We start from the raw sequence: 26,529 nt of genomic DNA on the forward strand, positions 1-26,529 counted from the left end.
CCGTTAGGCTGGCACATAGACCTTTTGGCCGAAAGCCGGGCAAAAACCGAACAATATCTTGACGTTCCGAGCCCTGTTTCGCATACACCGCTGCGAAGGGACGGAATCCGCCTGGCGGAATGCCGCTCCCCGTCTCAACGGCCCAGGGAGGGGTTCTTTTGGGCCATCAATCGAGGAAAATTCGGCAATGACCATCATTTCCGCCGTCATCGCCTGCGGCCTGCTTTCAGTCCTTTACGCAATCTGGGCGACCCGATCGGTCCTCGCGTCCGATCAGGGCAATGCACGCATGCAGGAAATCTCCGCGGCCATCCGCGAAGGCGCGCAGGCCTATCTGGCGCGCCAGTACACCACCATCGCCGTCGTCGGCGTCGTCGTCCTGCTGCTTGCATGGTGGCTGCTGTCGATCACCGCCGCGATCGGCTTCCTGATCGGTGCCGTGCTTTCGGGCGCCGCCGGCTTCATCGGCATGCACGTCTCGGTGCGCGCCAATGTGCGCACCGCGCAGGCGGCGTCGAACAGCTTGGCTGCCGGCCTCGACATCGCCTTCAAGTCGGGCGCCATCACCGGCATGCTGGTGGCGGGTCTGGCGCTGCTCGGCGTCTCGATCTACTACCTCATCCTGACCCATTTCATGGGCCTTCAGCCCAATGACCGCATCGTCATCGACTCGCTGGTTTCGCTCGGCTTCGGCGCCTCGCTGATCTCGATCTTCGCCCGTCTCGGCGGCGGTATCTTCACCAAGGGCGCCGACGTCGGCGGCGATCTCGTCGGCAAGGTCGAAGCCGGCATTCCCGAAGACGATCCGCGCAACCCGGCCACCATCGCCGACAATGTCGGCGACAATGTCGGCGACTGCGCCGGCATGGCCGCCGACCTGTTCGAGACCTATGCGGTGACCGTCGTTGCCACCATGGTTCTCGCCGCCATCTTCTTCGGCGGCACTCCCGTTCTCGGCGCCGCCATGCTCTATCCGCTGGCCATCTGCGGCGCCTGCATCCTGACCTCGATCGTCGGCACCTTCTTCGTCAAGCTCGGTTCCAACGGCTCGATCATGGGCGCGCTCTACAAAGGCCTGATCGTCACCGGCCTGCTGTCCATCGTCGGGCTCGGCGTCGCCACCTCGGCAACCCTCGGCTGGGGCGAGATCGGCACGGTTGCCGGCATGGCCATTACCGGCAAGAACCTGTTCATCTGCGGCCTGATCGGCCTTCTGGTGACCGGCCTTATCGTGGTGATCACCGAATACTACACCGGCACCAACAAGCGCCCGGTCAACTCGATCGCCCAGGCTTCGGTGACCGGCCACGGCACCAACGTCATCCAGGGCCTTGCGGTATCGCTGGAATCGACCGCACTTCCGGCGATCGTCATCGTCGGCGGCATCATCTCCACCTACCAGCTCGCCGGCCTGTTCGGCACGGCGATCGCGGTCACCACCATGCTCGGCCTTGCCGGCATGATCGTCGCGCTCGACGCCTTCGGCCCGGTCACCGACAATGCCGGCGGCATCGCCGAAATGGCCGGCCTGCCTAAGGAAGTGCGCCACTCCACCGATGCGCTCGACGCGGTCGGCAACACCACCAAGGCGGTGACCAAGGGCTACGCCATCGGTTCGGCCGGTCTCGGCGCGCTGGTGCTGTTTGCGGCCTACTCGAACGACCTGAAGTTCTTTGCCGCCAATGGCGACAAATATCCTTACTTCCAGGGTATGGGCGAAATCTCCTTCGACCTCTCCAACCCTTACGTCGTCGCCGGCCTGATCTTCGGCGGCCTGATCCCGTATCTGTTCGGTGGCATCGCCATGACGGCCGTCGGCCGCGCGGCGGGCGCCATTGTCGAGGAGGTGCGCAAGCAGTTCCGCGAGGATCCGGGCATCATGGCCGGAACCTCGAAGCCGAACTACGCGCGCGCGGTCGACCTGCTGACCAAGGCGGCGATCCGCGAGATGATCATCCCCTCGTTGCTGCCGGTGCTGGCGCCGCTCGTCGTCTATTTCGGCGTGCTGCTGATTTCGGGTTCGAAGGCGTCGGCCTTTGCAGCGCTCGGCGCCTCGCTGCTCGGCGTCATCGTCAACGGCCTGTTCGTTGCCATCTCGATGACCTCGGGCGGTGGCGCCTGGGACAATGCGAAAAAATCGTTCGAGGACGGTTTTGTCGACAAGGACGGCGTCAAGCACCTGAAGGGCTCCGAGGCGCACAAGGCCTCGGTCACCGGCGACACGGTCGGCGATCCCTACAAGGACACCGCCGGCCCGGCGGTCAACCCGGCGATCAAGATCACCAACATTGTCGCCTTGCTGCTCTTGGCCGTGCTCGCGCACGGCTGAGCACGGAGCCATCGCTCGAAAACAAAACCCGCGGGAGCGACCCCGCGGGTTTTTCTTGCGACGATCAATGCCTCGTCAAAACAAAAGCCCGCAGGATTGCTCCCGCGGGCTCTTGGCTGCCTGAGATGTTTGCTGCTTCAGGGAAGAAGCAAGAAAGGGAATGAAGGACAGATCAGGGCGTGCCGCCGCCGGGAATACCGGGCGCCAGCTTGCTGGCCCCGTTGATGATCTGGCTGAGGAAGTTCTGGTCCTTGCCGCCTGTCGGCGTGGTGCGCGAGATGAAGTCGAACATCCTGCCGTCCTTCAGGCCGTAATTGGCGATCTGGGTGACGCGCCCGTCGGCGCCGAAATAGACAGCCAGCACTTTCTGGTCGACCAGACGCGGCTTGTCGAAGGCGACGTAACGCTTACGTGTCTGCGAGATGTAGTAGAAGGCCTCGTTGTCGAAGGTGGCCGTCGTAGACGGTGTGCCAAGCGCCAGCAGCACCTGTTCGCGGCTGGAGCCGACCGGCACCGAATCGATCGCCTGCTGGTCGATCACATAACCTTGCGTCAGCGTCTCGCTGGGATTGAGGTCACCGACCATCTTGGACGTATTGCAGGCGGAAAGCGCTGCAGCCACCACCAGCAGCGAGACCATGCCGGCGGGCCTGGGCAAAAAAGACGACTTGAATTTCAGCGCGCGCAACAACAACTCCATTAGCTGGCCGCAACTTGCGCTGGGCGGCAAAACCGGTAAACCAGCTTGCCTGCCGATGCAACAAGGCCAATTCAAACAAACGGTCCCCGGGAGACCACCCTCAATGTTCCAGCGCCTTTTTGGCCGCGAACGCCACGCCAACCGCGCCATCACCGAGGCGCTCTACGCACAAATCGTGGCAGCGGCGCGGCAAACCATATTTTATTCCGACTGGAATGTGCCGGACACGCCGCTCGGCCGTTTCGAGATGCTGTCGCTGCACATGTTCCTGTTCCAGCACCGGCTGCGCGGCGAGAGCGGTGCTGCGACCGAGCTTGCGCAGGTGCTGATCGACGAGTTCTTCCTCGATGTCGAGCATTCGCTGAGGGAACTGGGCATAGGCGATGTCGGTGTACCCAAGCGCATGAAGAAGCTGGCAAAAATGTTCTACGGCCGCACGGCCGCCTATGACGATGCGCTGGAGCGTGACGACCGCGAGGCGCTCGCTGCCGCGCTTGCCCGCAATGTCCGGCCCGATGTCGGCGCCTGGCCGCAGGCGCCGCTGCTGGCAGCCTATGTCGCCGACGCTTCCAGACAGCTCGCGGCGCAGCCGGCCGAATCGATCGTTTCCGGCACGGTGGTGTTTCCCTTGGCCAAGCCAGCTTGAAGGAGGGGAAGATGAAACATGCCGATGCCCAAAGCCCTGTGTCCTTTGTGGCCAACGTCGCCCGCTTGCCGCACAAGGGGCTGCCTGTAGTGATCGATGCCGACGACCGGCAGCGCGCCGCACTCGCCACCGAGCACGAACTGCTTTCGGTCGAACGCTACCGCGCCGAGCTTCTGGTGGCACCGTGGAAGCGGCACGGCGTCAAGGTCAGCGGCCGTGTCGAAGCCGACATCACCCAGGCCTGCATCGTCACTCTCGATCCGGTGGCGGCACATATCGACGAGCTGGTCGAGGCGCTGTTCCTGCCGGAGCAGTCCAAGCTCGGGCGGCAGGGTTTCGAAGGCGGTGGCGAGATCGTGCTGGATGCCGACGGGCCCGACAGCCCGGAGACTTTTTCCGGCGATACGATCGACGTCGGAGCGCTTGCCGAGCAGTTTTTCGGCCTGGCGATCGATCCTTATCCGCGCAAGGCGGGGGCATCGGTGGAGGCCGCCGGCGATACCGAGCCCGCCGAAAGCGAATTCCAGCAAAAGCTGCGGTCCCTGCTTGGAAAATCCTGAAAGCGGACGAGATATTAGAAAAGCTGGTTGTGCGGCAGCCCAAAACCGCTATTTTCGCCGAACCTTCGCGAGCCCCCCGTACCTTGGCAAGCCCTCAGTCGCAGGCCAGGCAAACCGTGAGATGAATACCGCGTGATCAGGATTTCCATCGATGCCATGGGCGGCGATCACGGACCGAGCGTGGTCATCCCGGCGCTCATGACCGTCGCCATCCGCCGCCCCGACATCCGCTTCATCATTTATGGACGTGAGGAAGCGGTTCGCCCCGAGCTTGCCAAGTTCCCCAAGCTGGCCGAGATCAGCGATTTCGTCCATTGCGAGATCGCGGTCAGGATGGACGACAAGCCGAGCCAGGCGCTGCGCCACGGCCGCTGGAAGTCGTCTATGTGGAAGGCGGTCGAGGCGGTCAAATCGGGCACCGCGCAGGCCTGCATCTCGGCCGGCAACACCGGCGCGCTGATGGCGATGTCGAAATTCTGCCTGCGCACCATGGCGACCATCGATCGCCCGGCGATCGCGGCCCTTTGGCCGAATACGCGCGGCGAAAGCGTGGTGCTGGACGTCGGCGCCACAATCGGCGCCGATGCGCACCAGCTCATCGATTTCGCCATTCTGGGCACCGGCATGGCGCGCTCGGTTTTCGGCATCGAACGGCCTACCGTCGGCCTGCTCAATGTCGGCGTCGAGGAGATCAAGGGCCAGGAAGAGGTCAAGGAGGCTGGCCGCATGCTGCGCGAGGCCAACATGGCCTCGATGAACTATCGCGGCTTCGTCGAGGGCGACGACATCGGCAAGGGCACGGTCGACGTGGTCGTCACCGAGGGCTTTGCCGGCAACATCGCCCTGAAGACGGCGGAAGGCACCGCAAGGCAGATCGGCGGCTATCTGCGTGCCGCCATGAGCCGCACGCTGATGGCCAGGATCGGCTATGTCTTCGCCAAGGGCGCCTTTGACCGGCTGCGTGAGAAGATGGATGTCGGCCGCTCCAATGGCGGCGTCTTCCTGGGCCTCAACGGCATCGTGGTGAAAAGCCATGGCGGCGCCGATTCGGACGGCTTTGCGGCGGCGATCGAGCTCGGCTACGACATGGTGCGCAACAATCTGCTTGACCGCATCGAGGCCGATCTCGATTTGTTCCATGCGCGCAATCCGCATGCCCAGGCAAACAGGAAATCCGACGTCGCCGTCGACGCAAAGGAATAGGAAAGAGCTTTGATCAGATCAGTCGTGCGCGGCTCGGGCGCCGCGCTGCCCCGCCGCATCATGAAGAATGCCGATTTCGAAGGCATGGTCGAGACCTCCGACGAGTGGATCGTCCAGCGCACCGGCATCCGGCAGCGCCATGTCGCGGCCGACGACGAGACGACGGCCTCGCTGGGCGAGGCGGCGGCACGCGCAGCCCTCGACAGCGCCGGGCTGACGCCCGCCGACATCGACCTCATCGTGCTGGCCACCTCGACGCCCAACAACACCTTTCCGGCGACCGCAGTCGAGATCCAGAACCGGCTCGGCATGCATCACGGCTTTGCCTTCGACATGCAGGCGGTGTGCTCCGGCTTCGTCTATGCGGTGGCGACCGCCGACCTCTACATCCGCGGCGGCCTGGCAAAGCGCGTCCTGGTGATCGGTTCGGAGACCTTCTCGCGCATCCTCGACTGGAGCGACCGCTCGACCTGCGTCCTGTTCGGTGACGGCGCCGGCGCGCTGGTCCTCGAAGTGGGCGAGGGGGTTGGCGGCGTCGCCGACCGCGGTGTGCTTGCGGCCAGCCTGCGTTCCGACGGCGTCCACAAGGACAAGCTTTTCGTCGATGGCGGACCCTCGACCACCGGCACGGTCGGCCATCTCAGGATGGAAGGCCGCGAAGTGTTCAAGCACGCCGTCGGCATGATCACCGATGTCATCGAGGCGACCTTCGCGCAGGCCGGCATCACCGCCGACGACCTCGACTGGTTCGTGCCGCATCAGGCCAATAAACGGATTATTGACGCTTCCGCCAAGAAGCTTGGGATTGCCGAGCAAAAGGTGGTGGTTACGGTCGATTTGCACGGTAACACCTCGGCTGCCTCCGTGCCGCTGGCGCTCTCGGTGGCCGTCGCCGACGGCCGCATCAAGAAGGGTGACCTGGTGCTGCTCGAGGCGATGGGTGGGGGCTTCACCTGGGGCGCGGTTTTGGTTCGCTGGTAAGTGCCGAACGTATGGGTTCGGTCCTTGACCTTGACGGATCAATTACTTAGGCTCTGCCGCTGCTTGTATCGATTTATGTTTTTGAGCTGATGGGACGGTCGCATGGGGGGAAAGACACTGACGCGCGCCGACCTTGCCGAAGCTGTTTACCGCAAGGTTGGCTTGTCGAGAACTGAATCGGCCGAACTCGTCGAAGCGGTCCTGGACGAGATCTGCGAGGCCATCGTTCGCGGTGAGACGGTGAAGCTGTCGTCCTTCGCCACTTTCCATGTTCGTTCCAAGAACGAGCGCATCGGCCGCAATCCCAAGACCGGCGAGGAAGTGCCGATCCTGCCGCGCCGGGTGATGACCTTCAAGTCGTCGAATGTGCTGAAGAGCCGTATCCTGCGCTCGCATCAGAACAGCAAGGCCAAGGGCGGCAAATAGCCGGCTACAGCAATTCCAGGAAAAGTGTGACGCGGTTTTCCGTCCGGAATTGCGTAAAAACAAGGACGCAATTCCAGGAAAAGTGGGAAGCGGTTTTCCGTTCGGATTTCCAGAATTGCGTAAAAACAAGGATATATAGAAAGCTTCGGTTGAAAACGGCGGTCGATTTTGACGCCGGGCTTGAATGTTGTTTCATAAACCGCTGAAATGATACCCGATTCGGCACAACAGGCCCAATCGCCGTCCAGCGTGGAGGATTTCGCCCATGGACAAGAGCCCCGATGCATTCCGTACCATCAGCGAGGTCGCGGAGGATCTCGATCTGCCGCAGCATGTGCTGCGCTTCTGGGAAACGCGCTTCAACCAGATCAAGCCGATGAAGCGTGGCGGCGGCCGCCGCTACTACCGGCCGCAGGATGTCGAGCTGATCAAGGGCATCCGCCACATGCTCTATGACCAGGGCTATACGATCAAGGGCGTGCAGAAGCTGCTGCGCGAGAACGGCAATCATTTCCTGGTCGCCATCGGCAATGGCGACATGGCCGCCGTCGAGGCGATCGCACAGCGCCGTCAGGCCGATCAGGTGCCGCTGACGCCGGCAGCCCAGCCGCGTGGCGCGGATGACGAGATGCTGGTCGGCCAGCCCAAGGTGAAGCCGAGCCGCCGCTTTTTCGGCATGGGCAAGAGCGACGACGAGGGACCGGTGCAGCCGGGCTCGTCGAAACTGTCGCGCGACAATCGCGCCTTGCTGCAGGAGGCGCTGTTCGACCTTCTGGAATGCAAGCGCCTGCTCGACCAGGTGCGCTAGCGCAATTCCAGGAAAAGTGTGAACGGTTTTCCGTCCGGAATTGCGCAAAGGCAAAGAGACAGAGCAGCTCAGCAATTCTATCAATTGCTGAGCTGTTCTGAACCCTCGACCCGCCGCCACGGGACATCCCGCCGGCAAAACCGGAACCGCTTCTGCGGCCATGCGTTTGGCCTTCTCTGAAAAAGGAAGGACAGACAATCATGGCATCGCTTTCGACCCTCTCCGATCTTGACCTCGAAAAGCAGGTCGCGACCCTTTCCAGGGAGCTCGCGGCCTTGCGGAAAGCCGTAGCCAAACGAGGTGGCGCTTACTACGAGGACGGTCGCGACGCTGCTTCCGACTACTATTCCGAACTGGCCGGGCGCCTCACGGATGCGCTGCCCGCGATCAGGAACAAGGGCAGGGCGATCGAAAGGACGGCACGCGACCATCCGGCGACCGCGGCTGCGGTGGGGCTGGTTGTCGTTGGGCTCATCGCCAGCCTCGTCCTCAGCAGACGCTGAATCTCAAAGCTAACAGACAAGAAAATGGCGGCCGTCGCGCGGACGGCCGCCATTTTCTTCGACGACAGGCGATCAGTTGGCGAGCTTGAGCCGGGTCTTCGGGTCGATCTTCATGACCTGGCTGCACTTGCCGTAAACGGTGCCGTTCTTGTCGGTGGCATCGGTGTAGGTGCCCTTGCAGTCGAGCTGCAGCACCAGACAGGATCCCGAACCCTTGCAGACCGCGCCGCCGTCGCCGGTGGGGTGCGTGCCTGCGAAAGCCGAGCTCGGAACCGAAACCGAGCCAAACGCCGAGACGGCGATGACAGCGGCGAGCGAGATGCGCTTGAAGTTGGTGAAGTTGGTCATTTGAGCATTTCCTTCTCGTTGATTTGAGGATCGCCGTCATGGCGTCCTTCTGGTTTGGGGATCGCCTTCTTGGCGTCCATGCCGGTTTAGTGCGGCCCAGAGAGGAAAGGTTCATGCCTCGGTTCGGTTTTTTTGCCGCGCCACGCCAGCGATCGTCGATCCGGTTCGAGGGTATCGGGACGGCTGACGCCGGTCAGCGATTGCCAGCGTCGACGACCTATCTGGCGTCCACCGCGTTGGCACCACAACGTCGGCAGCGAGCAGTCAGGCCGGGATCTCGGCAGGACGCGCCCGGCCCACTGCGTTTCGGGAACTGGCAGGCTTTGGCCGCGAGCTTGTCGGTCGGCGGCGCAAAGAATGGATCGTGGTCGACGTTTTTTCGCCAGCGCATACGCTCGTGATGGAGGCGGGATTGGGCAGATAGCCGAGCCGCGTGGCGAGGCGGGCGAGAAGGCCGGGAATTTGGGTTCGTCCTTCATCCCGCGAGGTGCAGGGCCCCGTCAGGAAAACCGCTCTTGGCCAAAACCAAAACCGGCCTTCCTGTCGGGGTAAGCCGGTATGCTTAGGCCTTCTTCGCTTCCACCTTCTTGTGGTGGTGGTGGTGATGGTGACGGTGGTGATGATGCTTGCGGTGATGATGGCGGTGATGCTTGTGATGCACCGGGGCAGCATCAGCGCTGGTCGCGCCGAGGAGCGGCATCGAGACAGCCAGGGCAAAAGCCAGCCCAAGGGCGGAGAGGAGGGACTTCTTCATGACATTGTTTCCTTTTGTGCGGGCCGCAATCTGGAGATCACCGGACCATATCGATGACTCGAGCGCCGCGATCGGGACTATCGTCCTGGATTTTTTCGACAATTTTTCCCGACTGTAGAATTTTGTTTCCGGATTGTGTCTGAAGCCCTGGTCGTCCCGTGCAGGCGCCGCCTCACATCGGCGGAACGACGCCATGGTTGCCGACGACGACCCGTCGCGACGTGAGTGTGCCGTCGCTGCTGCGCTCGGCAGTGACGAATACCGCCGCACCGGGCGTGAGGTCCGCCTGCGTGGCGGTCGCGAAGGTCACGATCGGCGTCGACTGCGGAATCGCGATCTGCTTCTTCTGGCCATTGTCATAGGTCAGCGTCACCGTCCGGCCATCGATATCGGTCACGTCGGCGACTGTGCCGTTGGTCATCCGGCTGTTGGGTTGCAGGTCCCATGGCCGGTCGCCTTCTCCCGTGCCTTTCAATGCGGCCGGGAAGATCACGACTTCCAGCGCGCCGCTGCCACCATCGGCCTTGGAGACGGATGCAATGCCGAGGAAATCACCCTGCTTGATGTCGGCGGCCGATGCCTTGGCGACGCCGGAGATTTTCCACCCCTGCGCCAACGCTATCGCATCTGTCTTGCCCGCCTGGTCCTTCACTGTCAGCGTCGATCCGGCAAGGCCGACGACCGTGCCGCGCACGCGCATCGTGTCTGCCGCCTGAGCCTCTGCCGCAGCGGCAAGGCCTGGAATCGTGCCGAGCACGATCGCGAATATCTTTAAGTTCATGGGATTCGATCCTTCTGGAAAATGGCCGGCCCGACCTGTCGGTGCCGGCGACATCTGCGTAACGAACGCGGGCGCGAAAACGTCGATCAACTCGGCGTTCGATTCTTCAAAAGAACTTGATTGGAAGTCATGACGGGAGAGATGGCGCATTTGCCCGGTTTCCGCTCCGGCAAGCCATTCCCTCGCGGCAATTCACGTTGCCGTGACGCTTGTTTTCGCGCTTGGCAAATCGCCCGCGAGCGGGCATTCTCCCGCTCGTCTCAGGCAACCCATCATTTGATCAGACCTTTCAGCCCACGGAGTTGCCAATGCCCGCTACTGCAACACGCGAAGTTCCGCCCGAATTGATTGCCACGTCCGGCTACAGCGCCCTCAAGGCCGTCCGCGAAACCAGGGGATACAGCGTCGAAGAGCTGTCCCTGACATGCGGCCTCTCGGTCCATGAGATTGCCGACATTGAGAACGGCAAGGATGTCGATCCGTCGAAGCTCAGACGAATAGCCTTGGCGCTTCAGGTGCCAGAAAGCGTTTTGATCGACATGCCGGCGGCCGAAAATCAGCCCATGCAATAGTCGACCTTGGGTCCACCCAGCGAGCCCGCCATGGTTTGCCCTGGCGGGCTTTCTTAATCCCAGGCAGGCGGGGCGGGGTGCTGGCGCTTGCGAATAGCGGCCGCCCCACGCGCTTATCCCGAACAAGATTCGCCGAAGAGCGCGCCCGGCATCAGATTTCGGTGCATTACGCCCTTGCGCCTAACATTAGCGCTTGCTGATGCATCCATCCCGGCGCAGCGTCGCCCGGGGCTTTCAGAGGGCGAAATGCTAAAGCGGATCGTAACTCCCACCACAACCAGTTTGCGCCAATTCAACTTTCCTGTTCCCGACGACGTCATTGACGCTGTGCAGCGATATATCGACTGCGCTGGTCCAGGACGTATCATTTCGACCTATTCGGCCGTTCAGTCGGTGCGAGACAAAGTTCCCGACTGCGAGCTATCCGACGAACAGATTGAACGATACGCCGTTTTGTGCGCCCTAGACCAAGCACTCGCGGTGCATTTCGACAGGAGAGGAGGCTCGCGGGATCCCTATTCGCCCCTGAGCAGGACCCACTGGCGCCTTGTGCCGAAGTGGAAAATCAAGGCGCGAACGCGGTTGGCCTGGTTCCATCGGCCCGCGTCTCGTCCCAACATCACCAGTTCGCAGCATCTGTGATTACAGCGAATTGAGCGCCTTCGTTCCGAAAACAATAAAGGCGCCGCAGGGCGCCTTCGATAAAAGCCGGGGATTTCAAGGAAAAATGGTCGGAGTGGCCGGATTCGAACCGACGACCCCTTGACCCCCAGTCAAGTGCGCTACCGGGCTGCGCTACACTCCGGACCGCGCAAAGCCCTATATTCTCAAGGGGTGTAGCGCAAGAGCCTTGTCGGAACAAATTCGAGGGAATTAGAACAAACGGTGTCCCGGTGTGCCTTTCGTGACCAAAAAGCACACCGAAAAGCACACCGGATGTTCGCTGTATGTTCCATGCGTCTGCAGCTGGGACATGAACTCATCGTTCCCCTAAGCGATCGCTAAGCAGCGTCTAGACTCTGACTACTTTTGCCGGTCGCGTAAGCCAATGGCTCCAATCCCTCAAGGTGATCCCTGAGGGCGTTCAGCCGAACCGCGGATGGCGGCATCGGTTTAAGACGGTCGTCGGCCCGCCATCTGTTAATCGAGCGTTCTGCTCGCCCAGGGCCGGAGCGTCCGATCGGCGATACGCTCTACCAATCGGTCGTCATGCGTGCAGTCGAAGACGGGCGACGAGCGTGGCGAGTTCGGCCTGGCGGTGTGTGTTGGTCTTGGCGAATACCGCTCTGAGCTGGGTGCGCGCGGTTTCGCGGCTGATGCCGAGGGCAATTGCCGCCGCATTGATGCCATCGCCCGACGCGAGGCGAGCGGCCAGCCGGGCCTCGGCTGCCGTCAAGCCAAATGCAGCGCGCAGGCGCAGTTCATTCGGGCGCGCCAGAGACCTCAGGTCGGTCAACAGGAGGACGGCACAGCCGACCGCGAACAGATCACTGCCGAATGCACTCAGCGGCATTACCTCCGCCAGAAGCCAGGGCCTTTCGCCGCGGTTGATGACCACCGGTGCGGCCGGAGGCGCTCCGTCCCGCCGGCCGCGCAGACCGCCGGCGAGCAGCCGCCGCAGCCGTTCGTTGCTGCTGGGGTCATCGGTCGCCGGGCGACCACTCACAAGGTAGAACTCCTCGCCAAACAGCTTCTGTGCAGAAAGGTTCAGGTCCTTCGCGCGGCCCTTTTCGTCGAGCAAAATGGCCGCGCAACTTGCTCGTTCAAGCGACGACAGTTCCGAGGCCTGATGGAACCATGCGAACCGTTTGGCGAGCCTTACGATCCTGCCAAGGTGGGGGCCAACTGCCGAGAAGCAGCGGGTCTCCTCGGGAAAGAACCTGCCACGACGCGCGCTGCGATAAAGCGGCAGGCTCCAGCGATGTTCATCGACCATGAAGGGTGTTGACGCATACCAATCCCGGTCTCCGGGACGCGCAATCTCCTGGTAATAGGGCAGCCTCCTGCGCTCTTCTTCCGTGGAGATCTGATCTTCGATGAGCGTCGTATGGCCTGCCCGGCGCAATGCAGGCGCTCTTCTGACGTGCGGATCCGGAGCATTGCATTCGTTGCGCAGCCACAATTCGTGGAATTCGGCGTGTCCGGTAGAGATGGGCATCTTGGGCGGCACCTCTTCATCGTCTGAGAAGAAGGTGCAGCTTTCGGCGCCTAGCGACTCTGCAAGTAATTGCAAGGCGCGAGGCCACTCGGCTGGCGCCAGGACCGCATCGTAACAGGCCTCGATGGCCCGCTCAGTTCGTCCCATAGGCATCGACCAACTCCGTGGTCGGGCAGGTAAGATACAGTAGCACGTAGTGACGCGGAGAGACAGCGCGCGGGCTCACACTACCAGCAAAAGCGGAGCTCGGTTCACCCATACGGGTGATGCAGGACAAAGTCCCCGGCAGCATCCTCCCGTTTGACCAACGGGATGGGCGCGCCGAGATGATGTCCTTCATTCCACGCTTCGCTGGGCAGGAAAAACCCGGACGCGCACGAGGCGTGCTATTCGCTCTGGCGGTGAGCCTGGCAACGTCGCTGTCGGCCACAGCGGAGCAGGTTTCCTCGGTGGATCTCGAACTTGTTCTTTGCGTCGATGTATCGTCTTCAATGAGCGAGGCGGAACAACGCTTGCAGCGGGAAGGATATGTCAACGCACTGCACGATGCCGCAGTGTTGCAGTCCATTGAATCCGGCCGGCGTGGCAGAATTGCCGTAGCCTATGTCGAGTGGGCCGGCCCAAATCACCAGAGCGTGCTGATACCATGGACCGTCCTCGATAGGCCCGAAGATGCCGCCGCCTTCGGCGAGGTGCTGCGGGCTCAGCCGATCGCCAGAGGACACGGCACCTCAATCTCGGGGGCGCTCTTGGCGGCGGGCAAGCTACTGGCCGCAGGGCCGGGAAGCGACCGCCGGGTAATTGATGTTTCTGGCGACGGTCCCAACAATGCCGGTCTGCCGCTTCAACCGGTGCACGACGCACTCATTGCCGCCGGCGTGACCATCAACGGACTGGTGATCTCGCTGCACGCGGCCGACACGCTCGACAGCTTTGGTCCGCGCTATGTCGAGCTATATTATGAGAGCTGCGTCATCGGCGGTTCCGACGCTTTCATCGTCAGGGTCGACAGCACAGCCGAGTTTGCAAGGGCTATTCGGAAGAAGCTCGTGAACGAAATAGCCGGTCTGTCCGCCGGTGTGCAGCCTGCGACCTATCGGATCCGCTCACGAGCTGTCGTCGATTGCGTCACGATCGGATCGGCCCCTGGACGATAGGGCTGCGTCGGGCGGACCTCGCATAGTCCGATAGCGGAAGGTCCGCGTTCAGAAGCGGTCTGACACCTCTAGATCAGTGGTCCTGGTGCCTCTAACTCTAAGGCTGAGATCTCAAGCTCGGCTTGCGCGTGACATCATCGAGTCACGCAGAAAAAACGTGCTGGAGAACGTCACAGTAAAGCGTTACGCCGTGCCAACCGCGAAATAACCCATCAGTCGATCGCTATAACTCTCATCAATCAGCGTGTTGATGCTGTGAGGCTGAGAGAGAATATCGATGGTTAGACAAACAACAACTAAGCCTTACTCCGAAACAAGGCTGGCTAAGTTCGTCGAAAGGCGAATTCTGGAGCTGAAGCCGCGCAAAACGCAGTCGCTCATTTCAAGCGAGGCTGGGTTTGCGCAACACAACATGCTGACGAACATCAAGGCTGGCAACAGCAAGCTGCCGCTCGATCGCGTCCCAGCCCTAGCGAAGGCACTTGAGTGCGATCCAGCCTTGCTCTTCATGATGGCCGTCGAGCAGCTCGGCGGAGACACAACGGAGTTGGCCATCCGCAAGATCTTCGGCACCCTTGTGACTGAAAACGAGACCGCCTGGCTGGAGGAAATCCGCAAAGCGTCCGACTATTCGGATCCGAGCCTCACATCCAGGTCGAGGGCTGCTCTTCGCGGGATTTTCGGCAAATGACCCGGCCTGAGGACGAAGTCTCCCTGATTGTTCGTCAGAAGCGTGCCTCGGAACTAACGATCACGTCAAACGAACGCAGCTGGATCGAATTCATCCGGCTCGCTAGCGGGGATACCGACCCGCCTCCGACGCTCGACCAGGTGCAAAGGTTGAGGCAGATTTTTCAGCCTTGATTGAGGTTTTCCCAGAACACGAAATTACTCGGGCGTGGCGCCTTCGTGTGCCCGGGCTTCCGCTCCGGTTAAACAAATTGTTGATTGATTGACGATGTCAGATAGCGACCAGCCGAAACCGAATTCACCGGGCACCTTTTCCTTCGAGGCCGTGGTGCGACACATGCGTGTCCATCATCTCGGTTGCCCGAAGAAGACGCGCCTCACGATAGCGGCGCGGGTCAGCGCCAGAGAGTGGAAAGATGTAAGACTGGGCGCAGCTGTCGGCATCGAGCTGCAGAAATACGTCCGGCATTCCCTTACTGATTACGACGAACTGCTTCGATCCAAGATGATGACGCGCGAGGAGGCGCGGACCTTCATTGCGCCGCAGGTCGAGGAAATTCTTCGCGTGTGGCGCAAGCCCGGACTGAAACTTCGCGTGGCGCGAACGGAGCGGGAAGCCTGAATGCGGAAGAAGCATGTGCCAGCCCCGAGACGCTTTTGAGCTATCCAGTTGCGTTAGGCCCGAGCCAACGGATTCTGCTTTTGGACCGGCGCTCATTCCAACATAAAGGACGCTTGCGGGTGTCCCAGGTCGATATCGTCGGCCTATGCCGTAGCGAAGCCACCCTGCAGCAACGGCTTCCGTATTGGCCTTCGCCAAAGCGTTCCATGTTAGACGGGTGATCGGTAGCGCACATTTGTTGCCCCCTCACCATTGGGTCCATATGGGAATGACCCGACAGATTATTGATGCCACCTGGAATTGCCAGCGTGGCAGGAAGGGGAAAGCGAATGGAAGCTGTCGAGAATCCGCCGAACCAGAGGCCGACCTGATCGCCGGCCAATTGCGCCAATTCCGGAGAGCCCGACGCGATCCGATGCCGTCGATCGGACGACGCCCTTGCTCGCAGCCTACGCCTTTGTCTCCTTCATCGCGTCGTCGTGCTCCTGCTGCTCCCGCTCCCATCTTTCGTTCTCGTGGGCTTCCTCTTTGTCCAGCTCCACTCGTCGCTGCCTGATGGAGTCCACGGTGTCTTCATGGCGGCTACGGGCCCGTTCGAAAGCGGCATTAGCTTTGGCGATCATCCGCTCGCGTTGCTTCTTCGCACGTTCGCGCTCGGCCTCCGCTTTTGAGCGATCGAGGGCCTCACGCTTCCTTTCCTTTTCGAGAGCGGCCGCCGCTTTCAGTTCCAATTTCTCGTTGGATTTCGTGTCGGCTTTCTTGCTGGCGTCCGCGGGTTTCGCACGATCCTCCGGAACCCGCCGACGCCCCTCGGGTGCTTTCGGAAGCATAGCCTTTTCAGTGAATTCGCCATGCGATCCGACCGGCCGCCGCAACACAACGCCTGGCGTGGCTATCGTTGCTTCCACTACTTTGGGGTCTTCAGTCTGTTTCGCGAACCCGCGTTTGAAGATGTCGGGGTCCGACCCCCAGGCCTCCGCGGCAGCCTTCATCGACGGTGCGGCGACGGCAAGTTCAAAGAAGCCGATGGAGGTTTGATAGACTTTGAGTTTCTTCGCCATCCGATAGAGACCCTTACATGCGCCACTTCTCGGATAGCGCTGTCTGTGGACCTTTGCACCCGCGAGGGAAAGAGTGAAACACCGCTATGGGTGCAGTGCAACAGATGGCATCGGCCCTCGGGTCAAAGCCTGACCATTCAGCCCGCACAGGCCACGGTCCGCTCCCTCACGGCACCCGCTCGATCTCGCCGGGGCGCGGAGTCGAGCGGAAAACCGCGTGGCGGCAAGCAAATCATCACGGCATGGCCGCTGGAGAAGAGGCTCAATGAGAAGCGACGCCGAATGCGTGGGCGAAATGACTGAAGAAGAGATCGATTGGGGCTCAGCGCAGCCAAGTCGCAAGTTGGCTTGAATTTCTCGTAGACAACATGTATACATGGTGTCTATGAGTGAGCGAGATCAATCAGAACGCCCTGCAATAGGGCAACGAAGCGATGCTGCGCAGGACGTGGTCTACCGCTGGCTGAAGCAGCACGTGCTCACCTTGCCCAGCCGCGAGGGCACGTTCCTTACAGAGGCGGAGGTCTGTCGCGAAACGGGAACGTCTCGGACACCGGTGCGCGAAGCGCTGTTGCGCCTCGAAGCCGACGGTCTCCTGCAGATCGTGCCGAAGAAGGGCGCCTACGTGCCGCCGATCACCGAGGCCGAGATCGAAGCGGTCATGCAGGCGCGCGGCCTGGTGGAAGAGTGGTGCGCAGGGCGGGCAGCCGGCTTCGGCGACATGCTTGCTGCGGAACTCGACAGGCTGATCGCCCGACAGGTGGAGGTGCGGCACGATCCCGTTGCGTTCATCGAATGCGACCGGGAGTTTCATCGCACAATCGTGCGCGCTGCCGGCAATCCGGTGCTCGCCGACTTCTATGAGAGCCTGCGGGATCGCCAGTTGCGGATGGGCGTGCACGTTATCATGATCTCCGGCGGACGCGGCGACAGCGTGCTCGCCGAGCATGCCGCGATCGTCGAGGGCATACGCTGCGGGCAGCCCGAACAAGCGTCGGCAGCCGTCGCCGAGCATCTGGCGCGGACGCTCGTTGCCTTGCGGCTGCCGGTGGCGGCAAGCTGGGGGTCGGCGGCAACGGAACGCAGGCTGGCGGTGGCGGCACAGTAAGAGCTGGCTTGTGGCGTCCGCATGGGCGCCGCGGTCGAACGGCAGAAATTAGTGGCGGCAGGCAGTGCGGCAACGGATTGGGTGAATTAAAGTGACTTAACAGATCGGTGCCGAAGGGTCGGGACATGATCATCGAGACGGCTTTCGACGTGCGCGCGTTCCGGCAGGCGCTGGGACAGTTTCCGACCGGCGTCTGCGTCGTCACCTGTCTGGCCGACGGCGAGCAACTCGGCATGACGATGAGCTCGTTCAACTCGCTGTCTCTCGACCCGCCGCTCGTCCTGTTCAGCATCGATCGTCGTTCAGCCAGCCTACCGCTTTGGCAGAAGGCTGCCAGTTACGCGGTCAACGTTCTCTCGGAAAACCAGAAGGACATTTCCAACCGCTTCGCCAAGCCGCTTTCCAACAAGTGGGAGGGGGTGCGGTTCGAGCAGGGCAGCTCTGGCGCCCCGGTGCTGCCCGGCGCGGCGGCGTTGTTCGATTGCGAGCCGTGGGCCAGGCACGAGGCCGGCGACCATATGCTGTTCATCGCCAGGGTGAAGCATTTCCGGTCCTTCGCCGACCGGCAGCCGCTGGTTTTCGGCAAGGGGCGCTACGCATCACTGCAGCCAACGGAGTTCACGGCGCCGCTTTGGCCGCTCGACATCCACTACTGACCGCGGAGGGCAAGATGATCAAGACCGGAGAGCAGCATATCGAGACGCTGAGAGATGGCAGGCAGGCCTATATCAATGGACAGACGGCTGGTGATGTCACCACGCATCCCGCCTTCCGACAGACGATCCGGTCGGTCGGCGCGCTCTATGATTTTCAAGCGCGGTCGGACAACCGGGAACTGATGACCTTTGAGGTGCCCGAAAGCGGCGGGCAGCGGGCCAACCGCATCTGGCAGTTGCCGCACAGCCATGCCGACCTCGTCGAGCGTCGCAAGGCGCTGGAAGCCTGGACGGAGCTTCATTATGGCTTTCTTGGCCGCGCGCCGGATCATGTCGCCTCCTGCATTTCCGGCATGTTCATGGGGATCGAGGTCTTCGAGGCTTACGACAAGGCGCGCGCCGCGGCACTTGCCGACTATTACCGCTACGCCCGGGACAATGAGCTCTATCTCACCTATGTCATCATCAATCCGCAGGCCGACCGCTCGAAGTCCACGGGTGAGCAGCAGGACCGCTTCCTGACCGCCGGCGTGGTCGACCAGGACGCCGCAGGCCTGACGATCCGCGGCGCCAAGATGCTGGCGACCGGTGGCATCATGGCAAATGAGGTGTTCGTCACCTGCATCCAGCCCCTGCGCGAGGGCGACGAACCCTATGCGGTGTCCTTCGCCGTGCCGATGAATGCCGGCGGGCTGAAGATCCTGTCACGCAAATCCTACGAGCAGAGCGCCGTCAGTGTCTTCGACAATCCGCTCGCCAGCCGCTTCGACGAGAACGATGCCGTGCTTTACTTCGACGATGTGAAAGTTCCCTGGGACCGCGTCTTCGTAAGCCAGGACATCGCCATGTGCCAACGGCAGTTCCATGCCACGCCAGCGCATGTCTTCCAGAACTACCAGGCGCAGATCCGTCTGATGGTGAAGATGCGTTTCCTCGTCGGCATTGCACGGCGCATCGCCGAGACCAATGGCGTCATCAACTTTCCGCAGGTGCGCGAGACGCTGGGAGCGCTTGCGGCACAGAACACCATGGTCGACGCGCTGGTGCACGCCATGGAGGTGAAGGGCCACATGCTTGGCGGCTATTTCGTGCCCGACGCGCATACACTCTATTCGGCTCAGGTGCTGACGCAGCAACTCTATGCCGGGGTGATTCTGGCCTTGCGCGAACTTGCGGGCGGCGGACTGATCATGCTGCCGTCCTCTGTCCAGGATTTCGCCGATCCGGAGCTACACAATCTGATTGAAAGGACGCAGCAATCGCCGGTCGCTTCGTCGGAGGGCCGGGTAAAGTTCTTCAAGCTGGCCTGGGATGCGGTCGGCTCGGAATTCGCCTCGCGCCACACGCAATACGAGATGTTCTATGCTGGCGCCACCTTCGTGACCAAGGGACACAGCTTCCGCACCTTCGACTGGGATCGCTGCACGCAGCTCGTCGACCATATGCTGGATAGCTATTCGCTTGAGGACGAGGTCGACCGCGCCGCTCTGGTTGCCGCTTGAGGTTGCCATGCCGATCCGAAAGGAACACAAGGAATTTCACACGATCGACATGACCGGCGAGGGCTGGCATTCGCCGCCTGGCTACCCGCCCGGCATCGAGCAGAAGATTCTTGCCGGCCGGCTCGACGAGGCGGGCAAGACCGGGAACCGCACGCGGCTGCTACGGTTTGCCCCGGGTGCCTATACAACGGTGCCGTTCGTGCATGAATACTGGGAAGAGGTCTTTCTCGTATCAGGAGACCTCATCGTCGGCGGATCTTCTGTAGAAGAGCCGTCGCTGAGTTTTGCCCCGAACGCCTACGCCTGCCGGCCGCCTGGCGTCTATCACGGCCCCTTCCGGTCGCATACCGGATGCCTGCTGTTCGAGCTTCACTACTACGAGACTTAACTTTTTTCGAATGATGTTCCGCTCCCAACCGCGTGCGGACCTTCTCGCTGTCACCGAGCCATACAACATTTGGCAATAGTGCGTCTCTGACGTTCCGAACGTCTGTTGCGGTCACTGCTTCCCCTTCAACTTCTCCGAACCAAAGGCACAGAAGGGTCCGAACTCGGTCGTTCAACGTTGTTAGGTTTTTTCGCTCGTGTTCGGGCCGTGCAAAATCAGACCGGCCTCCTCACGCCAGGCAGTCAATCTGGCAAGGTGCTCCCGCAGGATCGCCTCACGGTCCGGGGAAACATCGTTTAGCAATTCGTGGGCATCTTCAATCGCCTCGTCCAGCGTGGTCCACCGGCCGGATCGATCGGTCCGCGAATGAATTCGGACGGCAATCGCATGGGCATAATCAGCGCGCATCTTCGCCGGCATGACGTGAGGCGCGTCAAAGTAGATGATGCGCCTCGACAGCCGTCTGAGGCGCCGGTCATCAAATTGGCCAGAGAGTTCAAGCCGACGCGGCCAACCCGCCTCGCGGAACTCGTCAATCAGCGATTGGTCTGACCGGGAGTAGAAGCCACCATAGATCTGTTCCTCGACATGAGGGCTTTCGGGGAACGGAGCTCGGCTGGACGCAATGGCTTCAATCAGGCGGTTTCTGAGGGATTCATCGGCTCGGACCTTTTCGGCGCGTCGAGTGATCTCTTCCAGACCAAGTTCATAACCTGTCGCCTTTGAGCCGGCGACCTCCATCGGCAAGAGCAGCGGGCAAGCGTTCAGCTTGAACGACGATACGGGCCTTGGTTTGGACTTGATGTGGGTGGCAAGCTCGTCGGCCGTCATTGCTGCGAGCAGCGCCGGATCCTGCCTGAGATCGAGCGTGAAGAGCTCGCTGGAGTTCTCGGGATTGAGCCCAAGGGCGGTAACCAGGCTCGGAGCACACAGCCCAAATCGCAACAGAGTGGCCACGAACGCAGATCGATCCTCAACGTATTCGGTCGCAAGCGCCTTCGTCCGATAGGCCATCGCCGATTGCCAGATCACCGGCGCACGGGCACGAACGAGCCTTGCCAGATGTATCGTCGCGTGAACGTCGGCCAAAGCGTCATGGGCGTCGCTATGATCAAAGCCGTTGGCTGGCGCCAGCCGATCGAGCTTGAAACTGACGCGTCCCTTCTCGTTCACAGGCCATTGGAAGGCATCAGGTGCAAACGTTTGCGTGGCGATCATAAGGGGGAGGATGTCGAGGCGCGAATTGCCGCTAGTGTTGGTCAAATAGACTGGCAGGAGCGATGTGTAGAAGGCTCCCCGGAGCATCTCCTCGTCGAAACTGATTGAATTGTAGCCAACCACGGTCGCCGGGGACCACGAGGTCATCACCTCATGGATTTTCCGGCACATCTCGAAGTGAGAGGGCAGGGCGGGATCGAATAGCTGCTCAACGCTGACGCCCGTGACCATCATGGCGCCTGGTGACGGAACAATGTGTGGGAGCAGCCGAGAGCGGATCTCAAAGCTATCGATGACATTGAGATCGTCGTCAGTCAGAACTGCCGCGAACTGCAGAATCTGATCGAAGGATCGATCAGCTCCGGTCGTTTCTGTGTCGTAGAAAATGAAAGCCATCATTGCCCGCCCAAGTCATGTAATGCACGAATACCTATTCGGATGACAAGATCGCCCCCGCCCACGCGAGCTGGAGAGCCCTGAAGCATGAGTGGAGAAAGAGGGCAATGAGGCGCCAATCGGGACCTCAGCCGGTCGACCTGTCCACCAAGTGAAATGCCTTCGAAGGCGCCGGGCCTCTATCATCGCTGGGGTCATCGCCGCCTGTTGTCGACATCGACCCAGCCGGATGGCTTCTGTCCACGCCGGCGCCTCATCGACAAGCGCAACGTTTGTCGGCCCCTGAACCGAGAAGGTTAGCGGGCATGGGTCGCCGGAAAATGCGCCCCCTAGGAACCAACCGACATTCTTCTTCGAACGGTTCCAACGGATGGAAGTCCTAGGGGCACCGTGGTCCTTTTATCCGGATGCCTTTTGGCGCCCAGAGATTGGGAAATATGGATCCACCTCTGCCGGTGGGATTGCTATCGGCGGTCCGAGGCTCGGAGGAGACGCCTACTGGCTGAAGACCAGCTTTCATCGCGCCAAGCTATCGAAACGGTTCCGGTTCTCCTTCCAAAAAGTCAAAAGCTCGGCAGCAGCCGCGTAAGCAGCGCGGACTTTTGTATTGATGACGGCGATTCCGTCCGCGATTACGAACTTCTCGAGGCCGCCTATCCTGATCGCAGTTGATTTGCCGTTCTCGATAATGCTGCCGGGCAAATGCAGTCCGCTTAGAGCCGACGCAAGATCGGGATAATTGACGTTCTTTACGGCGAGATCGACCTCGCCGAGGTGGCCCTTGAAATCGACGCGCAGGTAGTCTGCCATGCCGTTCGTCCGCGGCGCAAAATAGACGCCTCGCGGATATCTTGTCTTCGGTGGCAGAAAGAAACCCGGAAATTCGCGTCCTAGCATGACATAGACGGCCTCCCACCAGTCGGCCACGAAGGGTTCGACATCAGCAGCGTGCGCATCCCTTGAAGCGGGCGACGTTAGTGGTAGAGCTCTACGAAGGAACCCGGCTTTGTAGGTGGTGCGGTCGTCATCGTTCGATTGCTCGAGGGCTGTAGCTGCCTCCTCGAACGTCAGCCGCACAACACCGTCAGGCAAGACTGCGCCATAAGCGGCCGGAGCGAACAGAACCACCGAGAAGCTGTTGCTTTCCCCACGGAGATGCTCTGCGGACGCCCTCCGCTGGTAACGCTGCAACTGCTCAGGCATCAATGGTGCCGAGATCTTGTCTTCCACGAAAACGCGGTGAATACCGCCGTCCGCGCGATGGAAACAGGCAACAACGTCGGCTTCGGTTCCGTCTTCGAGCACCGATACACGGGTCCGGAACGCTGGGCCCACAACGAGCGAGCCGGAAGCGACCCGGCTTATGAACCAGGCAGCGAATTTCTCATTGATGCGTAGTTCCTCGGCAAGAAGGAGGTCAATATCCCGTTCCTGGAACTTATGGATATGGCAAAGGTCTTTGGTCATGTCGGAACTCCTCAGCAAAGATATCCAAGCGGTTTGTGGTCGCGCCGCTTTCGGCCGTGATAGGTCGTCACGATAGAATTCCCGCAAATCACCACGATCGTATTCAACGCCCGCTCAAACGATCGAACTGTTTCACGCAACTCGCGCATACGTTCGGCTTTTTGCCTCGTCCACGGCCCGCGCATTATGGCGGACTGCTCCGCTTTCAGCTCCGCGATGCGCCCGGATGCTTCGTCCGGATCCAGATTGTAACGGTTACGCCCCAAGTCCTTGCCGTGTTCGACAATCGTCTTGATAACGCCTTTCCGGATACCCCTTTGATTGGCTCGAATTCCCGCGTGGCGCAAAAGGACAGTGTTGTTCATTTGTCTGTCACATCTGTTCGGTGGTCGCGCGTCGAATATCGTGCGGTATTCGGATGCAACCCAGGATAGGTGTCGATGCACCATTCCTCGTCCTCGGGGCCATCGACCTGTTCGCCCAACCAGGCAATTCGCTCTGGGCGTTTTTCAGCGTCGCGCAGGTCCTCCGGGATGTCGTGCAGCCGCACCTCTCCGCTGACCAAGGCATAGATTGCGCGGCTTGCTCCCGGCTCGCCGGGATAACCGGCGATGTCGTAGAGGGTCTTGCGACAGACGTTGCGCGGCACGCTAAGGCCTTCGGGTGCCATTGATACTTTTCGAAGTCCGATGAGCTCGATGTCGTCCGGATCGTCAGCTGTTGCATCAACCCAGTCCAGGAAGCGGTTGGACTCGAATAGCTGAGCGGAAAAATCGGACGGCGTGAAAAGTGCCCCCTGTTCGATGGCTTCCGCCTCAGCGGCAAGGCCTGCCTCGATCAAGGCAAGCATCTTGCGTTGGGCTTCCGTCAGGACGTAGCCCATTGAGGCCGTGACCCCATTGAGATGCGCAAGCGCTTCCGCAAGCCTTTCACGCCTCCAGGAGAGACTCATGCGTGCCGCCAGCATGAGCAGCATCGGTGCAGCCTCGACCAGGTTGAGCATAGAGATGCCGTAGCGCTCTTTGATCAGGTCGAATTGCAACTGAACATGGGCAGGCATCGGAATATGCAGCGCTTGCCTGCGCATAGCGGTCGATGCGCCGCTTTCGTGCGTCAGTGCACTCGGATCTACGTTCAGTGCTTCGGTGAGCTTTACCAGCGTGCTTTGACGGACCGGATGGCCGCCGTCGTCGGGCCGCTTCTGTTCCAGCGCAGCTATCTGTCGGAGAGATAGTCCTGCTCGCTGCGCAAGTCCCTGCTGCGTCCAGTCTCGCAAATCGCGCTCAATGCGCAGTTTGACAGGGTTTATTTCCGTTTGCATCGCGTAGCCCTCTTGTTAAATGCATTAATATCACAATTTTAACCAGAGGCAAGCGATAATGCGTAAAACTATGCATTAAGGCTGGGACAATTTGATATGGTAATGCAAGTTAGTTCATAGGGCATGCAGTTTGCGGTTCAACATTCGTGGCCGGTCAGCTGTCGAGCCACCCCCGCTCTCCGCGACTACGCTCGCAGGCTAGTGTGAAGAGCCTTCATCCGGCTGATGACGTTTGTTGACGTGGTGGCCAATTAAACGGCGCGCGGTATCGAAACTCGCCAGGAATCCAAGCACCAGGACAGGCGCTTTCCTGGCCCCATCGGCGGGTTCGCTAGTTTAAATCATCCTTCAACATGGCGGACGATTGCGAGCTCCTGACCCCAACCACCGCTGCAGGGGATCCTCGCATCCTCGGTTGCGCGATAAGTGAAGTAGTAGCGGCCCGTTCCTTCCGGATCTGCGCGCCAGCTGATGACGTTGCCACCCTGGTATGCAGGCAGTTTCTGCTTCTCATGGATGTGGACGCGAGTAACCTGGCGGGCAGTTTCTTCGCTGACCAGCCATCGGCCAGTCTCATAGACGAATTCGCCGAGGTGCCTCAGATTGTGACCGTTGGGGCAGATGACGTGCAGGCTGATGCTCATTGATACCTCCGTTGTTGCACTTGTTGCTGGGCTTGGGCATTCTCCGCGCAAGCTTTTTCGTCTAATTGAGGCTCGCCTCGAACAACCGGTCGGCCGCGCGCTCGAGCCGATCTCGCCAGGCAAGTTTGGTCAGCCATTCCATGGGAATTCCCGATGCACCGTAGGCGGCACCGGCGAGCTGACCGGCGATGGCCGCCGTCGTGTCCGCGTCATCACCGAGATTGGCTGCCAGAAGGACCGCTGACCGGAAATCGGTCGTTCTATTGACAGCCCACAGTGCCGCCTGCAGCGACTTCACCACATAACCGGAACCGGTTATCTCGTCCCGGTGCAGGCTGCGAAAGCCGCCTCCTACTGCACCTGCCTCAGGACCTGTAAGGACTTCGGTCAGGGGGCGGCCTTCGATCGCCTTCACCAACAGGTGCGTGAGGATAGACGAGGCTTCGATGGTCGGTGGCGAGCCGTGGGTGGTGCGCGTCTGCCGCCGGGCGACATCGAGAGCCGTCTCAAGGCTGCGCCAATGACGAATCGCCACCGGTGAGAGCCGCATAAGGGCCCCGTTACCGGAGGCACCTGGATCTGGGGACCCAGCGTAGGGATCACCAGTGCGACGATAGCGGTCGAGGGCGCCTCGCGTAGTGATTCCGATATCAAAGCAGGATCCCGTGCAGGAATAGGTTCCGTTTCTCCACCAGTCGACAAAGCGGTCCATAAGGTCGCCTGGGTCGAGCTCTCCGTTACCCGCCAGGCTCTCCGCCAACGCCAGCGCCATCGCGGTGTCGTCTGTCCACTCGCCCGATTTAAGGCCATGCGGACCGCCTCCGATCATGTCCTCGATCAAGGTGAACTCCGGCTTGCTGCTGAATTCGATCGCTGCTCCTACCGCGTCGCCTACCGCGAGACCTAGCAAAGCACCAATCGCGCGGTCGCGGACGTCTTCAAGTTCCCGAGATGGCTTGGCGTCGTCGGCCGGTCGTCCGCGAGCAATCCATCGTTCCTGAGCTTTCGTCTCCGCGGCCCTCGGGTGTCGCGCCTGACGCACTGCCGCGAGCGCCTCATTCGGATCCATACCAAGTTCGACCAGCAATCGCGCCGAAACCATGCCGGCCCGCCCGATGCCGCCCCGACAATGGATGAGCACCTTGTTTTCCCGTTTGAGCAAGCCTCGAAGCGCGGCCGAATGTGCGGGCCATCCCTCTTCAAACTGTGCGTCAGGCACGTCAACGTCGGGGATCGGCAGATGATGCCATTCCATGTGGCGGCGGCGCACCTCCTGCCCAAGGTTTTCGATCTTCAGCATCCTGAACTCATGGTCTTCGATAAGCGTGACAACGACCGAGGCACCCCACCGAGCCACCGCATCGAGGTCTGATCCGAGGTCGCGCTGATGCACACCGCCATAGAAGCTCGGGCCGCACTTGCCTGGGGCGAGCGTGATCCCGATCAACCCGCAGGCGGCGGGGACGTCGTCGACCCTAAGCGAGTTGTTGATTTCTTCCGGCACATCGGTTCTCCTCTGAAGCGAAACTA

28 protein-coding genes and 1 tRNA gene are annotated in these 26,529 nt (G+C 61.1%); 16 read left to right on the forward strand and 13 right to left on the reverse strand.

Going from position 1 to position 26,529, the window contains the following annotated elements:
- Positions 1-187 precede the first annotated feature (187 nt).
- On the forward strand, positions 188-2,329 hold the full coding sequence (locus tag ACFX5Q_RS11300; RefSeq protein ID WP_404277717.1) for a sodium-translocating pyrophosphatase: 2,142 nt from the start codon (positions 188-190) through the stop codon (positions 2,327-2,329).
- Positions 2,330-2,501: 172 nt separating this feature from the next.
- Here ACFX5Q_RS11300 and ACFX5Q_RS11305 read toward each other — a convergent pair whose 3' ends face one another.
- The gene (locus tag ACFX5Q_RS11305) at positions 2,502-3,017 is read right to left on the reverse strand and encodes an outer membrane protein assembly factor BamE (RefSeq protein ID WP_404277719.1); all 516 of its coding nucleotides are present in this window, start codon (positions 3,015-3,017) and stop codon (positions 2,502-2,504) included.
- Between the two features lie 115 nt (positions 3,018-3,132).
- Here ACFX5Q_RS11305 and ACFX5Q_RS11310 point away from each other — a divergent pair, with 115 nt between their 5' ends.
- From ACFX5Q_RS11310 to ACFX5Q_RS11340, 7 genes are all read left to right on the forward strand, one after another.
- Entirely contained in the window at positions 3,133-3,675 is a 543-nt protein-coding gene (locus ACFX5Q_RS11310) for a ubiquinol-cytochrome C chaperone family protein (protein ID WP_404277721.1), read from the forward strand.
- A gap of 11 nt (positions 3,676-3,686) precedes the next feature.
- The gene (locus tag ACFX5Q_RS11315) at positions 3,687-4,235 is read left to right on the forward strand and encodes a YceD family protein (protein WP_404277723.1); all 549 of its coding nucleotides are present in this window, start codon (positions 3,687-3,689) and stop codon (positions 4,233-4,235) included.
- 132 nt (positions 4,236-4,367) lie between these two features.
- Positions 4,368-5,438, forward strand: a complete 1,071-nt coding sequence (gene plsX / locus ACFX5Q_RS11320; RefSeq protein ID WP_404277726.1) for a phosphate acyltransferase PlsX — start codon at positions 4,368-4,370, stop codon at positions 5,436-5,438.
- 9 nt (positions 5,439-5,447) lie between these two features.
- Positions 5,448-6,419, forward strand: a complete 972-nt coding sequence (locus tag ACFX5Q_RS11325) for a beta-ketoacyl-ACP synthase III (protein ID WP_404277728.1) — start codon at positions 5,448-5,450, stop codon at positions 6,417-6,419.
- A 102-nt stretch (positions 6,420-6,521) separates the two neighbouring features.
- A complete protein-coding gene (locus ACFX5Q_RS11330) occupies positions 6,522-6,845 on the forward strand; it encodes an integration host factor subunit alpha (RefSeq protein ID WP_006201891.1) in 324 nt (107 codons plus the stop codon).
- 265 nt (positions 6,846-7,110) lie between these two features.
- Positions 7,111-7,653, forward strand: coding sequence for a MerR family transcriptional regulator (locus tag ACFX5Q_RS11335; RefSeq protein WP_120015907.1), 543 nt, complete (start codon positions 7,111-7,113; stop codon positions 7,651-7,653).
- 200 nt (positions 7,654-7,853) lie between these two features.
- On the forward strand, positions 7,854-8,156 hold the full coding sequence (locus ACFX5Q_RS11340; RefSeq protein ID WP_120015908.1) for a hypothetical protein: 303 nt from the start codon (positions 7,854-7,856) through the stop codon (positions 8,154-8,156).
- Between the two features lie 72 nt (positions 8,157-8,228).
- On the opposite strand, the gene ACFX5Q_RS11345 is transcribed toward ACFX5Q_RS11340, so the two are convergent.
- From ACFX5Q_RS11345 to ACFX5Q_RS11355, 3 genes are all read right to left on the reverse strand, one after another.
- Positions 8,229-8,504 (reverse strand): hypothetical protein, encoded by a 276-nt coding sequence (locus ACFX5Q_RS11345; protein ID WP_006201888.1) that lies wholly within the window; start codon positions 8,502-8,504, stop codon positions 8,229-8,231.
- A 562-nt stretch (positions 8,505-9,066) separates the two neighbouring features.
- Positions 9,067-9,258, reverse strand: coding sequence for a hypothetical protein (locus tag ACFX5Q_RS11350; protein WP_192182604.1), 192 nt, complete (start codon positions 9,256-9,258; stop codon positions 9,067-9,069).
- Between the two features lie 172 nt (positions 9,259-9,430).
- Positions 9,431-10,039, reverse strand: coding sequence for a hypothetical protein (locus tag ACFX5Q_RS11355; protein ID WP_404277956.1), 609 nt, complete (start codon positions 10,037-10,039; stop codon positions 9,431-9,433).
- A 308-nt stretch (positions 10,040-10,347) separates the two neighbouring features.
- Between ACFX5Q_RS11355 and ACFX5Q_RS11360 the strand changes: the two genes are divergently transcribed.
- The gene (locus tag ACFX5Q_RS11360) at positions 10,348-10,611 is read left to right on the forward strand and encodes a helix-turn-helix domain-containing protein (RefSeq protein ID WP_404277732.1); all 264 of its coding nucleotides are present in this window, start codon (positions 10,348-10,350) and stop codon (positions 10,609-10,611) included.
- 728 nt (positions 10,612-11,339) lie between these two features.
- Here ACFX5Q_RS11360 and ACFX5Q_RS11365 read toward each other — a convergent pair.
- Positions 11,340-11,416, reverse strand: a tRNA-Pro gene (locus ACFX5Q_RS11365).
- Between the two features lie 402 nt (positions 11,417-11,818).
- Positions 11,819-12,922, reverse strand: a complete 1,104-nt coding sequence (locus ACFX5Q_RS11370) for a helix-turn-helix transcriptional regulator (RefSeq protein ID WP_404277734.1) — start codon at positions 12,920-12,922, stop codon at positions 11,819-11,821.
- Positions 12,923-13,035: 113 nt separating this feature from the next.
- On the opposite strand from ACFX5Q_RS11370, the gene ACFX5Q_RS11375 reads away from it, so the two are divergent.
- From ACFX5Q_RS11375 to ACFX5Q_RS11385, 3 genes are all read left to right on the forward strand, one after another.
- Positions 13,036-13,926 carry a DUF1194 domain-containing protein gene (locus ACFX5Q_RS11375; RefSeq protein WP_404277736.1) on the forward strand — a complete coding sequence of 297 codons (891 nt, stop codon included), beginning with the start codon at positions 13,036-13,038 and terminating at the stop codon, positions 13,924-13,926.
- Positions 13,927-14,203: 277 nt separating this feature from the next.
- Positions 14,204-14,617: an XRE family transcriptional regulator gene (locus ACFX5Q_RS11380; RefSeq protein ID WP_404277738.1), complete on the forward strand. Its 414-nt coding sequence runs from the start codon at positions 14,204-14,206 to the stop codon at positions 14,615-14,617.
- 267 nt (positions 14,618-14,884) lie between these two features.
- The gene (locus ACFX5Q_RS11385; protein WP_404277740.1) at positions 14,885-15,238 is read left to right on the forward strand and encodes a DUF2293 domain-containing protein; all 354 of its coding nucleotides are present in this window, start codon (positions 14,885-14,887) and stop codon (positions 15,236-15,238) included.
- Positions 15,239-15,687: 449 nt separating this feature from the next.
- Here the strand turns inward: ACFX5Q_RS11385 and ACFX5Q_RS11390 are convergent, their stop codons facing one another.
- Positions 15,688-16,299, reverse strand: a complete 612-nt coding sequence (locus tag ACFX5Q_RS11390; protein ID WP_404277742.1) for a cell envelope biogenesis protein TolA — start codon at positions 16,297-16,299, stop codon at positions 15,688-15,690.
- A gap of 448 nt (positions 16,300-16,747) precedes the next feature.
- Between ACFX5Q_RS11390 and ACFX5Q_RS11395 the strand changes: the two genes are divergently transcribed.
- From ACFX5Q_RS11395 to ACFX5Q_RS11410, 4 genes are all read left to right on the forward strand, one after another.
- A complete protein-coding gene (locus ACFX5Q_RS11395; RefSeq protein ID WP_404277744.1) occupies positions 16,748-17,407 on the forward strand; it encodes a GntR family transcriptional regulator in 660 nt (219 codons plus the stop codon).
- Positions 17,408-17,532: 125 nt separating this feature from the next.
- The gene (locus ACFX5Q_RS11400) at positions 17,533-18,063 is read left to right on the forward strand and encodes a flavin reductase family protein (protein ID WP_404277746.1); all 531 of its coding nucleotides are present in this window, start codon (positions 17,533-17,535) and stop codon (positions 18,061-18,063) included.
- A gap of 14 nt (positions 18,064-18,077) precedes the next feature.
- Positions 18,078-19,565: a 4-hydroxyphenylacetate 3-hydroxylase family protein gene (locus ACFX5Q_RS11405; RefSeq protein WP_404277748.1), complete on the forward strand. Its 1,488-nt coding sequence runs from the start codon at positions 18,078-18,080 to the stop codon at positions 19,563-19,565.
- Positions 19,566-19,572: 7 nt separating this feature from the next.
- Complete coding sequence (locus ACFX5Q_RS11410; RefSeq protein WP_404277750.1) at positions 19,573-19,953, forward strand: cupin; 381 nt, start codon at positions 19,573-19,575, stop codon at positions 19,951-19,953.
- 180 nt (positions 19,954-20,133) lie between these two features.
- Here ACFX5Q_RS11410 and ACFX5Q_RS11415 read toward each other — a convergent pair whose 3' ends face one another.
- The 6 genes from ACFX5Q_RS11415 to ACFX5Q_RS11440 all read right to left on the reverse strand — a co-directional run bounded on the left by ACFX5Q_RS11415 (position 20,134) and on the right by ACFX5Q_RS11440 (position 26,503).
- Positions 20,134-21,567, reverse strand: coding sequence for an exonuclease domain-containing protein (locus ACFX5Q_RS11415; RefSeq protein WP_404277751.1), 1,434 nt, complete (start codon positions 21,565-21,567; stop codon positions 20,134-20,136).
- A 516-nt stretch (positions 21,568-22,083) separates the two neighbouring features.
- Complete coding sequence (locus tag ACFX5Q_RS11420; RefSeq protein ID WP_404277753.1) at positions 22,084-23,034, reverse strand: hypothetical protein; 951 nt, start codon at positions 23,032-23,034, stop codon at positions 22,084-22,086.
- A gap of 11 nt (positions 23,035-23,045) precedes the next feature.
- Positions 23,046-23,399: a hypothetical protein gene (locus tag ACFX5Q_RS11425; RefSeq protein WP_404277755.1), complete on the reverse strand. Its 354-nt coding sequence runs from the start codon at positions 23,397-23,399 to the stop codon at positions 23,046-23,048.
- The gene (locus ACFX5Q_RS11430; RefSeq protein WP_404277757.1) at positions 23,396-24,355 is read right to left on the reverse strand and encodes a helix-turn-helix domain-containing protein; all 960 of its coding nucleotides are present in this window, start codon (positions 24,353-24,355) and stop codon (positions 23,396-23,398) included. Before ACFX5Q_RS11430 ends, ACFX5Q_RS11425 begins: the two co-directional genes overlap by 4 nt.
- Before the next feature lie 341 nt (positions 24,356-24,696).
- Positions 24,697-24,999 (reverse strand): hypothetical protein, encoded by a 303-nt coding sequence (locus tag ACFX5Q_RS11435; RefSeq protein ID WP_404277759.1) that lies wholly within the window; start codon positions 24,997-24,999, stop codon positions 24,697-24,699.
- Positions 25,000-25,060: 61 nt separating this feature from the next.
- Positions 25,061-26,503 (reverse strand): ADP-ribosylglycohydrolase family protein, encoded by a 1,443-nt coding sequence (locus tag ACFX5Q_RS11440; protein WP_404277761.1) that lies wholly within the window; start codon positions 26,501-26,503, stop codon positions 25,061-25,063.
- Positions 26,504-26,529: the final 26 nt, after the last annotated feature.

The organism is Mesorhizobium sp. IMUNJ 23033, from assembly GCF_044778005.1.
Classification (GTDB): Bacteria; Pseudomonadota; Alphaproteobacteria; order Rhizobiales; family Rhizobiaceae; genus Mesorhizobium; species Mesorhizobium amorphae_A.

Bases quoted from the DNA above. Each gene is read 5' to 3' on its own strand.
- ACFX5Q_RS11345 (WP_006201888.1), bottom strand. From the start codon at position 8,504: ATGACCAACTTCACCAACTTCAAGCGCATCTCGCTCGCCGCTGTCATC.
- ACFX5Q_RS11350 (WP_192182604.1), bottom strand. From the start codon at position 9,258: ATGAAGAAGTCCCTCCTCTCCGCCCTTGGGCTGGCTTTTGCCCTGGCT.
- ACFX5Q_RS11375 (WP_404277736.1), top strand. From the start codon at position 13,036: ATGCAGGACAAAGTCCCCGGCAGCATCCTCCCGTTTGACCAACGGGAT.
- ACFX5Q_RS11420 (WP_404277753.1), bottom strand. From the start codon at position 23,034: ATGACCAAAGACCTTTGCCATATCCATAAGTTCCAGGAACGGGATATT.
- ACFX5Q_RS11370 (WP_404277734.1), bottom strand. From the start codon at position 12,922: ATGCCTATGGGACGAACTGAGCGGGCCATCGAGGCCTGTTACGATGCG.
- ACFX5Q_RS11430 (WP_404277757.1), bottom strand. From the start codon at position 24,355: ATGCAAACGGAAATAAACCCTGTCAAACTGCGCATTGAGCGCGATTTG.
- ACFX5Q_RS11385 (WP_404277740.1), top strand. From the start codon at position 14,885: ATGTCAGATAGCGACCAGCCGAAACCGAATTCACCGGGCACCTTTTCC.
- ACFX5Q_RS11390 (WP_404277742.1), bottom strand. From the start codon at position 16,299: ATGGCGAAGAAACTCAAAGTCTATCAAACCTCCATCGGCTTCTTTGAA.
- ACFX5Q_RS11315 (WP_404277723.1), top strand. From the start codon at position 3,687: ATGAAACATGCCGATGCCCAAAGCCCTGTGTCCTTTGTGGCCAACGTC.
- ACFX5Q_RS11360 (WP_404277732.1), top strand. From the start codon at position 10,348: ATGCCCGCTACTGCAACACGCGAAGTTCCGCCCGAATTGATTGCCACG.
- ACFX5Q_RS11400 (WP_404277746.1), top strand. From the start codon at position 17,533: ATGATCATCGAGACGGCTTTCGACGTGCGCGCGTTCCGGCAGGCGCTG.
- ACFX5Q_RS11300 (WP_404277717.1), top strand. From the start codon at position 188: ATGACCATCATTTCCGCCGTCATCGCCTGCGGCCTGCTTTCAGTCCTT.
- ACFX5Q_RS11355 (WP_404277956.1), bottom strand. From the start codon at position 10,039: ATGAACTTAAAGATATTCGCGATCGTGCTCGGCACGATTCCAGGCCTT.
- ACFX5Q_RS11425 (WP_404277755.1), bottom strand. From the start codon at position 23,399: ATGAACAACACTGTCCTTTTGCGCCACGCGGGAATTCGAGCCAATCAA.
- ACFX5Q_RS11405 (WP_404277748.1), top strand. From the start codon at position 18,078: ATGATCAAGACCGGAGAGCAGCATATCGAGACGCTGAGAGATGGCAGG.
- ACFX5Q_RS11410 (WP_404277750.1), top strand. From the start codon at position 19,573: ATGCCGATCCGAAAGGAACACAAGGAATTTCACACGATCGACATGACC.
- ACFX5Q_RS11330 (WP_006201891.1), top strand. From the start codon at position 6,522: ATGGGGGGAAAGACACTGACGCGCGCCGACCTTGCCGAAGCTGTTTAC.
- ACFX5Q_RS11380 (WP_404277738.1), top strand. From the start codon at position 14,204: ATGGTTAGACAAACAACAACTAAGCCTTACTCCGAAACAAGGCTGGCT.
- ACFX5Q_RS11335 (WP_120015907.1), top strand. From the start codon at position 7,111: ATGGACAAGAGCCCCGATGCATTCCGTACCATCAGCGAGGTCGCGGAG.
- ACFX5Q_RS11310 (WP_404277721.1), top strand. From the start codon at position 3,133: ATGTTCCAGCGCCTTTTTGGCCGCGAACGCCACGCCAACCGCGCCATC.
- ACFX5Q_RS11340 (WP_120015908.1), top strand. From the start codon at position 7,854: ATGGCATCGCTTTCGACCCTCTCCGATCTTGACCTCGAAAAGCAGGTC.
- ACFX5Q_RS11435 (WP_404277759.1), bottom strand. From the start codon at position 24,999: ATGAGCATCAGCCTGCACGTCATCTGCCCCAACGGTCACAATCTGAGG.
- ACFX5Q_RS11415 (WP_404277751.1), bottom strand. From the start codon at position 21,567: ATGGCTTTCATTTTCTACGACACAGAAACGACCGGAGCTGATCGATCC.